The sequence below is a fragment of the bacterium genome, assembly GCA_035370465.1.
Classification (GTDB): domain Bacteria; phylum Ratteibacteria; class UBA8468; order B48-G9; family JAFGKM01; genus JAGGVW01.
In genome coordinates this window covers 1-10,881 of record DAOOVW010000008.1, presented here as the reverse complement: position 1 = coordinate 10,881, position 10,881 = coordinate 1, and the positions used below count along the sequence as shown (strand labels likewise).

Sequence of the window (10,881 nt, the reverse complement as noted above, 5' to 3'; positions counted from 1 at the left end):
ACAGAACCTAACATTGTATTAAGTACAATTAAAGCAGCAATTAAAATTGGAATTATCAAATTAGTTAAACCAGCAAAGGATGTCATTCCCATACTGCTATATACAAATGTTTTATTCTCATAGCCAGCAAAAAGAATAATAGCAAGTTTTGTAATGAAGTTTTCAACAGTAGTTGCAGGTGAGGTAATTTCTGGAGAAAATTTAACAGCAATTGAGTGCAGAGTACCACCCATTTTTAAAAGTGTTTTATAAGGCAATATAATGGTATTTTCACCTTCTACATGGGTAAATGTCTGTAATTTTGCCTGTGAAGTATAAACCTGAGCTGATTTTTCCATCTTCATTTTATTTACTTCTTTCTCAGGTAAAGAAGAAAAATCAACAGGAGTAATTGGTTCATCGTCCATATCTTTTATCTGTCCTAATTTTTTCCCGTCAAATATTCCTATTAAAGTAAATTGTTTCCCATATATATTCAATGTTTTTCCAATATCTTCGTTTGTTAATTTAAGTGCATTTGCTATTTTTTTAGAAATTAAAACATTATTTTCACTGTTCCCCTCAATCCATTTCCCAGAAATAATTGTGTCTTTAATAGGAGAAATTTCACTTTCTTGAGGAGATAACCCTAAAATTCCAGAAGAAAGAAATATTTCATCACCACATTTTACTTCCACAGCAGTTTTATTTCCTAATTGGCTAAGGACATACCATCCTCTTGGTGAAATAATACTATTTGAAGAAAACTCATCTTCCGTATATTGAAGAGCAAATTTTTGTAAAGGAGCCCATGAGCGGTCTCTTAATAAAATTCCTGTGTATGGTGGAGTATTTGGTCTTAATAATTGGTTGAATTTAAGATATGATTTTATTGAAGTAAAAGATAGTACTGTAAATGTTAGAAGTATTAAAGTAATTGCTGTGAGCATTGTTCTAACTTTTCTTCTTTTCATATTTGCTACCCCTAAGGAAAAAGCAGTAGTAGTAGCAGTTATTCTTCCGACATCTGTTTCATAAACATTGGATGTTTCTCTTTTCATTCTCTGCATCTGTTCTTCAAATTTAGAAGTAATAACTGAAAGAACAACAACAGAAAGAGCAAGAACAATAAAAGAAAGAAGTATTACTTCTGGTGCGTTGGTGAGTTTGAAAGCAGGATGAACAAGTCGCATTATCCAGTACACCACAAGAAATATTCCTGATATACCGGCAATTCTCTGTTCAAGTTTTGAAAAGGAAAAAAACAATCTTTCTGCAAAATATGCAAAGGGAAGCAAAAGTATGAAGTAGAAAATAATACCTTTAACAACATCATTAGCAGTTCCTTTTACATCTGGGTATGCTCTTGATTCAATTGCCTGCGCCTGCCTTGAAAATTTTAAAAAATCATACCATTTTTTCTCTTTTTTTGCTTTCGTTGCTTGTTCTAAAAATTCATTTGAGGCAATTTGTAAGTCCTTTAATCTTTCATTTCTAATCCCATACTTTTCAAAGTTTACTCTTCTATAAGTATCCAGGATTATCATATCTTTTGCGCCCTGATAAGGAATATTGTAAATTGCCTCAATACTATCTACATCAAAACCAAGTCCTTCTGCATCTTCTTTGTTATTTAATGTTTGTTTTGAATTGAGAAGGAGAAGTCGCTTGCCTAATGGTCCTGATTCTCCAATTACTTTTATTTTTGAATTAAATTTTGCAAAAATACAACCGGCTGGTTCAGAATCAGATGACCAGATAAAAGGAATAAATAATGGATATTCAAGATAGTACCCGTATGCATCAGGAGTAGAATTCGAAAGGTCAAAAACATCTAATTTATCTAATGAAACAAGATACTGAGGGTCAATTAATCCAAATAATGATATTGGTTTACATTTAAAAAGCACAGTTGTTTTCTTTTTCTCTTTGTAATCAATCAAGGTTTTAATAGGATACTGTTGGTCTCCATTTACACCAAGGTCAGTTGTTAAAGTTATTTCTCCTGTATTTTTATCAATGAAAAACGCATAAATATAAACTTCTAGTGGTGGAGAGAATTTTGAGAATCTTGAAATATTAACTTCACCATCTTTATTGGTCATCTCAATAATGTCTCCTCTTACCCCTATAAATGTTTTCATTGAATAAAGGCCAGGATTATAATAAATCATACGAGGAACTACAAGACCTTCGTTAACAGGGTCGTTTGGTACAAAACTTTTTTTAGGATTAAATGTTACAATTTTTGGAATTAAACTTGACATAGTATCTTTTAATTCAAGTTCTGTATCAGGGAAAAAGTCCTTGTCATTTAATGCAATATCCAGAATGTTTTGAAGAAATATAAATTGTTTTTCGATATTTTCTAAATTAAGATTCTCAAATGTATCAACAGGTGTATCAACTCTCCATCTTCCATCATTTGCAGTAACAAATGAAATTGCAGGGTTTCCTGATAAAATCAGGTACTCGCCATCGGTTCTTATTGCTTCTGGAAGAAATGTTTGCCATATTATTCCTTTTTCAGGACTTACTCCATTCATAAGGGCTGTTTGTGGGTCAACCCCAAGTTTTGTACAAACTTTTTCTGAATAGGAAAGAAATTTTTTAGCAAATGGAGCAAAATATCTCTGTTTATAAAAATCATAGGAATTATGCCATATTGCGAGTTCATCTGAACCATCTGAAAGTTCTAAACAAATAGAAAGGGCTGGTAATATTTTCTCTTTTTTGGGAATTCTTGAAAAAAATGGTTCTTCTTTTCTTGAATGATTCTGAATAAAATTATCTATACCCTTAAGATATTCAAAATGAGAAGAAGTTGCAAGAAAAACAAGAGTTCTTTCGGGATGACTATTTGCAAAAAACTCTGCAAGTTTTAAAAGTGTTGAGATACCACATGCAGAAGTAGCCCCAGGAGCAATAGAGGGTACAACACTTATACTATCATAATAACTTTCTAAAAGAATTATTTCATCTTTGAGTTTTGGGTCATTACCTTCAATTGTTCCATAAATATTGTAGTTAGGAACATTTTCCCAGTCAACTTTTGAAAATAACTTAACTTTTTCTTCTTTTATTGCAAGTGCCTTTATTTTATCTGAATTTTCCCCTGCATAAAACCTAGGAACATTAACTGGTATTCTTAAAAACTTCTTTTCTGCTTCTTTCCTTTCTATATCTGGAGAACTTAAAAATATAAATCCTTTTACTCCAAATCCTGCAAGTGTGGTCCAACTATCATCAGAATCAAAATCAAGAACACCAATACCTCCTTCAATATCTTTCCCATCTAAATTTTTAAGGTCTCCTTTACCAGCATAAAAAAGTTTTCCTTCAAGACCTTCTGGTGGAAGAGTTGTCGTTCTTACAAGATTTGGCCATAAGGAATAAATTTTTATTTCTTCATTTCCAACTTTAATATAAGAATATTTTTCAATAGGAATTGAAGTAAAAAACTCTTCCTTTTTGACATTTACCAATCCAATCTCTTTAAATTTTTCCTCAATATATTCTGCTGACTTTTTATTACCCTCATAACCAGGAATTCTTGAATTGAAAGAAGAGAAAAACTTTAAATAATCAGTCAATGTTTCTGAATAGGAAATTGAATATAAAAATAAAAAAACAGCAAACAATAAAAACAAAAAACACCTTTTACTTTTCATCTCCAATCTCCTTTATTTTTTTCCATGCTTTTTTACAGCCAGGATTTATATTAATCTCTTTTACATATTCTTCTTTTGCTTCTTTTATCCTGCCTGTTTGCTCAAAAATCATGCCTTTCATAAAATGTGCTTCGGGATAATACTCATTTATTGCCAGTAGCCTCTCTATATTTTTAAGACATTTATCATAATTTTTTTCTAATAGGCATAAATAAGATAAATTATATATAAGATTACAACAATCAGGAAAATATGTCAAACCCTGTTCAGCCCACATTGTTGCTTGCTCATTTTCTCTTTCCATTATAAGTGTAACAACCATTTTTTCATAAATACAACTAGTTTTTTTGAATTTTAAGGCATCCTGCCATCTTTCAATTGCTTCTTTTTTTCTACCCTGTGAGAAAAGTGTATCTCCCTGCTTTTCCAATTTTCTAAATGTTTCTTTTTCATAAGAACATCCTGCTAAAAAAATAAGCAAAAAGAATAAAAAAAATAATTTATTTTTCATTATTCATATTATTAAATCTTTTGAGACGCCTTATAAAAACCCAGATAAGTAAAAAGAAAGCAAAAAACATTATAACCTTTGTAAAAATATTTTCTTTTCTTAAAATAGCAGGCCAAACAGAAAAAATAGAAATTATTATTAAAATATCTTCCCATAAAGGTGTTTTTGCCAATTTTCTTTTTTCTCCTAAGTTTTTTATTATACTTTTTTTATAAATATTGTAAATATTTATTAAGTTTATATTTTAATCCCAAGGTACAAAAAACGTTTTATAGTATCCTGCGTTTTTTGGCGGATATATAAATTAAAATCCCCCTTAACCCCCTTTTCCAAAGGGGGAAACTACTCCTTCCTTTATCAAAGGAAGGCCGGGATGGATTGTCTTACACAGAAGGGTTTAGAGTTTTGCTTACAGACCATCCCTACGCCGAAGCGATAAGTTATGCTTACGGGATTTTATTAAATCCCCTATCAAAGATGATTGCAATGCCGGGAGGGGGTCAACCCACCACGGCGTCGCTTTCGCTCCTGGGACAGGGGTGATTCCCCTTTCCCAACGATACCCCCAATGCGAAATGTATTACTATAAATATGGGAAAAAGTTTTTTCCCATACCCTTTTTATGCCGTGTGGTTTTAATTCCTTTTCTTTTGTTTTCAAATATCTTCTTTCTTGTTTCTCTGTGCCGGGAGGGGGATTTGAACCCCCACGGCATAAGCCATACGCCCCTCAAACGTACGTGTCTGCCAATTCCACCATCCCGGCTCTATACCTAACCATACTTCTCTACAAGAAGAAAGTTCTGATTATTCAGTTTATATTATACCTTCCCCTCTTTCTATGTAAAGTTGAGCACATTTCCTTGCATATTTTCTCACTCTCTGAATATATCTAACTCTTTCACTAACACTTATTGCTTTTCTGGCATCAAGGATATTGAAAATATGAGATAATTTTAAAACATAATCATAAGCGGGATATAAAACATTTTTTTCAAGAACCTTTTCAATCTCTTTTTCAATCATATCAAATAATTTAAATATAAATTCAGTATCTGCAATTTCAAAACTATATATTGAATAATCTTTTTCTCTTGCTTTCTGTATATCGCCAAATTTTATGCCACCTGCCCATACAATATCATAAATATTTTCTTTTTTTTGAATAAACTTTACAATTCTATCAAGCCCATAAGTTATCTCAATAGCAGGAGGAAATAAATCAATTCCTCCTACTTGCTGCATATAGGTAAATTGTGTAATTTCAAGCCCATCAATCCAAACCTCCCATCCAACTCCCCATGCTCCAAGTGTTGGTGCTTCCCAGTTATCTTCAATAAACCTTATATCGTGTTCATTTCTTTTAAGTCCTATATATTCTAAACTTTTAATATAAATATCCTGGATATTGGCAGGAGGTGGTTTTATTATTACCTGTATCTGATGGTGCATATATAATCTAACAGGATTTTCTCCATATCTTCCATCAGCAGGTCTCACAGATGGTTCTAAATAAACAACACTCCATTTTTTATTTCCAAGAATACCAAAAAAAGTTGCAGGGTTTAAAGTCCCTGCTCCAACTTCAACATTATAAGGATGCCATAGTACACATCCCTTTTTGAGCCAAAAATCTTCAATTTTTCTTTGAACTTTTTGAAATTCCATATTTTTGATTTTATCAGGACAATCACCCACTGTCAAATTCACAATAGGGATTATAATGTTTTATAAAAACTTTTTATTATTTTATATCTATATCCCTAATGTTTCCTTTATAATATCAAAGTTTATATCAGTTGCTCCTGTATTTTGAAGTAGAATTTTATAAGCAACTTCTCCCATTTTTTTTCTTATATTTTCGTTCTTTATTAAAAATAACACCTTTTCTTTTAACTGCTTGAAGTCATTTACTTCAATTCCTCCACCACCTTTTTTAATTTTTTCCCATTCAATAAAAAAGTGCCAATTATCTTTTCCATATATAACCACTTTTTTAAATGCAATTGGCTCAATTGGATTCTGTCCTCCCCATCTATTTAAACTTCCTCCAACAAAAGCAAATTCACAAATTGAATAGAAATTATTAAGTTCCCCATACGTATCAACAACAAGAATTCTAAAATTTTCTCTTATTTCTGTTCTTTTAACATACGGTAATTTCATCTCTGTTAAAACATTAAAAATTTTACTTCTGTCAAGAAATCTTGGGGCAATTATTACATCCCACTCAGGATAATTTTCAATTATTTCTTTTGATATTTTACATATTTCTTCCTCTTCTTCTGGATGTATTGAACCAAAAACAATAATTTTTTTATCTATACCAAGATTGAGGGATTTTTTAAATTCATCACTATTTATTGTTTGTCCCATCTGGTAAGCAAGGTCAAATTTCATACTTCCACATATTCTAATTTTTTCTTTTTTTGCACCTAAGGAAATTATTTTCCTTTTTTCTGATTCACTTCTCATCGCAATTTTCTCAAAATGAGGAAGTATTCTTTTTGTCAGAAATTTTAACTTTTTATATCTTCTAAATGATTTTGGAGAAAGACGCCCATTTATCATAACAACAGGGATGTTTTTTCTCTTACTGATTCTGATTAAATTCACCCATATTTCTGTTTCAACAATTACGATAATATCTGGTTTCAAAAAGGATATTGCTTTAAACATAATGGGATAAAAATCAAAAGGAAAAAAAATATATTTTAATTCAGGGGTTTTACTTATAGCAACTTTTCTTCCTGTCTTCGTTGTTAAAGAAACAATTATATCAATATCAATGTCTTTTAATTTTTCTATTAGGGGTGTAATTGATAAAAATTCTCCAACAGAAACAGTATGAAGCCAGACCCTTTTTCTTTTTCCCCTTTTTAAGTTATTCCTGTATATTGCAAACCTTTCTTTCCATGTACCAGGGTAGTCCTTTTCTGTTCTTATTTTTTTCCAGATAAATGGGAAAAATAAGGTAAGAACAATAAAAAAAACAAAATCATAAATTAGAAAATAAAACATTTTTAACCTTTTGTAGTGATGTGATAATTTACAATAAAAAAAACATCTTGTAAAGAATTTGAGAAGTGGGAGTAACAAAATAAATGATACCAATTTGATATACTAAATTCACTAATTTGACATTTTTTTAGAGGGTAGTATAATTTATCAAACTAGGACAAAAGTGATAATTTTGCTTCTATAAAATGAAGGAGAGAAAAATGGATAAGATTAAAGTGCTTGTAACTGACCCGCTTAAAGAGGCAGGAATAAAAGTTCTTGAAAAAGCGGGTTTTGAAGTTACTCAGGTTGGGAAAAAAAAGGTAGAAGAACTTCTTGATATTATAGAAAAATATGATGTAGTCGTTGTAAGAAGTGAAACAAAAATAACAAAGGATGTAATTGAAAGAGGGAAAAACCTTAAAATAATTGGAAGAGCAGGAGTTGGATTGGATAATATTGATGTTGAAGCAGCCACTGCTCATGGAATTATTGTTATGAATGCCCCTGAAGGAAATACCATTTCTGCTGCTGAACATGCAATTGCTCTTATGCTATCACTTGTCAGGAATATACCTGCTGCTAATTATCATGTAAAAAGTGGAAAATGGGAAAGAAAAAAATTTATGGGAACAGAACTTCATAATAAAACACTTGGAATAATCGGGCTTGGAAGAATTGGGAAAAGAGTATCTTCTATTGGGAAGGGATTTGGAATGAAAATAATTGGCTATGACCCTTTTGTAGAAGGAATAGCTTTAAGAGAAATGGGGGTAACTATTATTAGTTTAGATGGTTTATTAAAACAGGCAGATTTTATTTCTTTTCATATACCTTTAACAGACCAGACATATCATATGATTGGAGAAAAAGAATTTGAGATGATGAAAGAAGGTGTTTATATTATAAATTGTGCCAGAGGAGGAATAATTGATGAAGATGCACTTTATAAATATATAAAAAAAGGGAAAGTGAAAGGTGCTGGTTTAGATGTTTTTGAAAAAGAGCCACCTGAAAATTCACCTTTACTTGAATTAGAACAGGTAGTTGTTACTCCTCATTTAGGCGCTTCAACAGAAGAAGCACAGGAAAATGTTGCAGTCCAATTAGCAGAACAAATTGTTGAGGCAATTACAAAAAAAGTTGTAAGAAATTCAGCAAATGTTCCTTATCTTGATGAAGAAACGATGAAAAAATTAAGGGGGTATCTTTCATTAGGGGAAAAAATGGGCTCTTTTCTCTCTCAAATGGTAGAGTCAGAAATAAAAAATATAGTAATAAATTATTATGGAGAAATTGTTCATTATGACCTAACTCTTGTTAGATATTACATTATAATGGGACTTTTCAAAAATTATGGAGTTAATGTTGTTAATGCTCCGCTTATTTTAAAGGAGAAGAAAATAAATTTAAGAGAATCAAGGCAGGAAACAGGAGGCGAATTTGTAAATCTTATAACAGTTGAAGTAAGCAATGGGAAAAGTATATCTGTTTCTGGGACAATATTAGAAAATAAAGAAGAAAGAATAGTAAAAATTGATGGTTTTTCAGTAGATGCATCACCAAAAGGATATTTACTTGTTTGTTATAATGAAGATACTCCTGGAATAATGGGACATATTGGAACAGTTCTTGGCAAGGAAGGAGTTAATATTGCATCAATGACACTTGGTAGAAAAAAGAAAGGTGGTCCAGCAATAACAGTTTTAAATCTTGACCAGAGTATAGATAAAAAGGTATTAAATAAGATAAAGGAATTTCCGGCAATAAATTCAGTAAAATTGGTAATTATATGACGAAAATGAAAATAAAAAAGAAAAAAAGTGAAAAATTATATAGATTAATAAAGATAAATTTAAAAATTAGTTCACTAATTCCTCATTCATTTTGTCCTGCCGGATGATTCCTTTACTTAATTTGCTGTAAAACAGCGAAAGTAAAGGAGGTGGTTTAAATTGTCCACTATAAATACTTTAAAATTAGTTATCCCTTTATTTATTTTATGGGGAGCAATTGCAGTTTTAATTGGTTATTTGTGGAGAAAATTTATTGCTGAAAGAACAATAAAAACAGCAGAAAAAAGAGCAAAAGAAATCATTAATGAAGCAGAGAACCTTGCATTAAGTAAGAAGAAAGAAATTGATATTGAGGCAAAAGAAACATTATACAGATTGAGAAATGAGTTTGAAAAAGAAACAAGGAATAAGAAGAAAGAACTGCAATTTCAAGAAAAGCGTCTACAACAGCGGGAAATGAATTTAGAAAAAAAAGCGGAGTTAATTGAAAAACATAGTGAGGAAATAGAAAAAACACAGGAAGAGATAAATAAAAAACAGGAAGAAATAAAACAAAAAGAATTGTCTCTGTTATCTTTGATTGAAGAAGAAAAAAGAAAATTAGAAACTATAGCAGGAATTCCAAGAGAAGAGGCAAAAAATCAACTTTTGAAACTTATGGAAGAAGAAGCAAAGAAAGAAGCAATTAAACTCCAGCAAAAATTAGAAGAAGAAGCAAAAATAAATTCAGAAAAAAAAGCAAGAGAAATACTTCTTGGTGCAATGCAACGACTTGCTCCCGAGGAAGCAAGTGAAAGTGTTGTTTCTGTTGTTAGTTTGCCTAACGATGAAATTAAAGGAAGAATTATAGGAAGGGAAGGAAGAAACATAAGGGCTTTTGAATCATTAACAGGAGTAGACCTTATTGTTGATGATACACCAGAAGCAGTTACTCTTTCTTCTTTTAATCTCTATCGGAGAGAACTGGCAAGAGTTGCTCTTGAAAGATTAATTTCTGATGGTAGAATTCATCCTGGAAAAATTGAAGAAGTAATTGAAAAAGTTAAACAAGACCTTTCAGAACAAATGGTTGAAGAGGGCAATAATACTGTATTTGAAGTTGGAATTGAAAATGTGCATCCAGAATTAATTAAGATACTTGGTAAATTGAAGTATAGAACAAGTTTTGGGCAAAATGTTCTTATTCATTCAAAAGAGAGTGCTTTTCTTGCAGGGATGATTGCATCAGAACTTAAATTTGACCCCAAAATTGCAAAAAGAGCAGCCCTTTTCCACGACATAGGAAAGGCAGTTGACCAAGAAGTTGAAGGTGCACATCCTGAAATAGGAGCAGAAATTTTACAAAAATATGGTGAAAAAGAAGAAGTTATTGAGGCAGCATTATATCATCATAAAGATATAAATATAGCAAAACCCTACACAGTAATTACTCAGGTCGCAGATGCAATTTCTGCAACAAGACCAGGAGCCAGAAGAGATACACTTGAAAAATATTTAAGAAGAATTGAAGACCTTGAAAAAATTGCTTCTTCTTTCAAAGGAGTTGATACTGCTTATGCTATTTCAGCAGGGAGAGAAATAAGGGTAATAGTAAAGCCAGAAATTATAACTGATGAAGAGGCAAAAAATTTAGCAAGAGAAATAGCAAAATCAATAGAAGAAAATTTAGAGTTTATAGGACAGGTTAAAGTTGTTGTAATAAGAGAAAAAAGGGAAATTGATTTTGCTAAATAATTTATTTATAGGTAGCCCGATTCTCAATATGAATCGGGCTACCTAAGATATCCTTACAATAATTCTTTCTCATCTCCATTCCATTTACACCGACAAATAACAAGTTTTACAAATCAATAACAAATAACCCCTGTTATGTCAAATAAAAATCTACTCCAACACATCTTTTATTTTTCTCTTCTTTTTCTATT

Annotated in this window: 7 protein-coding genes and 1 tRNA gene; 2 read left to right on the top strand and 6 right to left on the bottom strand. The window is 31.0% G+C overall.

All coding sequences use genetic code 11. The features are described 5' to 3' along the window. From PLW95_02080 to PLW95_02055, 6 genes are all read right to left on the bottom strand, one after another. Positions 1 to 3,650 (bottom strand): M28 family peptidase (locus tag PLW95_02080; GenBank protein ID HOV21454.1); only part of this gene is annotated, 3,650 nt, incomplete at its 3' end. Further along, positions 3,640 to 4,161: a hypothetical protein gene (locus PLW95_02075; GenBank protein ID HOV21453.1), complete on the bottom strand. Its 522-nt coding sequence runs from the start codon at positions 4,159 to 4,161 to the stop codon at positions 3,640 to 3,642. The genes PLW95_02080 and PLW95_02075, both read right to left, overlap by 11 nt. Further along, on the bottom strand, positions 4,151 to 4,333 hold the full coding sequence (locus PLW95_02070; protein ID HOV21452.1) for a hypothetical protein: 183 nt from the start codon (positions 4,331 to 4,333) through the stop codon (positions 4,151 to 4,153). Before PLW95_02070 ends, PLW95_02075 begins: the two co-directional genes overlap by 11 nt. Before the next feature lie 511 nt (positions 4,334 to 4,844). Further along, positions 4,845 to 4,926 (bottom strand) — tRNA-Leu (locus tag PLW95_02065). Positions 4,927 to 4,976: 50 nt separating this feature from the next. After that, the gene (locus PLW95_02060) at positions 4,977 to 5,828 is read right to left on the bottom strand and encodes a glycine--tRNA ligase subunit alpha (protein ID HOV21451.1); all 852 of its coding nucleotides are present in this window, start codon (positions 5,826 to 5,828) and stop codon (positions 4,977 to 4,979) included. An 87-nt stretch (positions 5,829 to 5,915) separates the two neighbouring features. After that, on the bottom strand, positions 5,916 to 7,181 hold the full coding sequence (locus PLW95_02055; protein ID HOV21450.1) for a glycosyltransferase N-terminal domain-containing protein: 1,266 nt from the start codon (positions 7,179 to 7,181) through the stop codon (positions 5,916 to 5,918). 200 nt (positions 7,182 to 7,381) lie between these two features. On the opposite strand from PLW95_02055, the gene serA reads away from it, so the two are divergent. Beyond that, the gene (serA, locus tag PLW95_02050) at positions 7,382 to 8,956 is read left to right on the top strand and encodes a phosphoglycerate dehydrogenase (GenBank protein HOV21449.1); all 1,575 of its coding nucleotides are present in this window, start codon (positions 7,382 to 7,384) and stop codon (positions 8,954 to 8,956) included. Positions 8,957 to 9,115: 159 nt separating this feature from the next. Further along, a complete protein-coding gene (gene rny / locus PLW95_02045; protein HOV21448.1) occupies positions 9,116 to 10,690 on the top strand; it encodes a ribonuclease Y in 1,575 nt (524 codons plus the stop codon). The last annotated feature ends 191 nt before the right edge of the window (positions 10,691 to 10,881 follow it).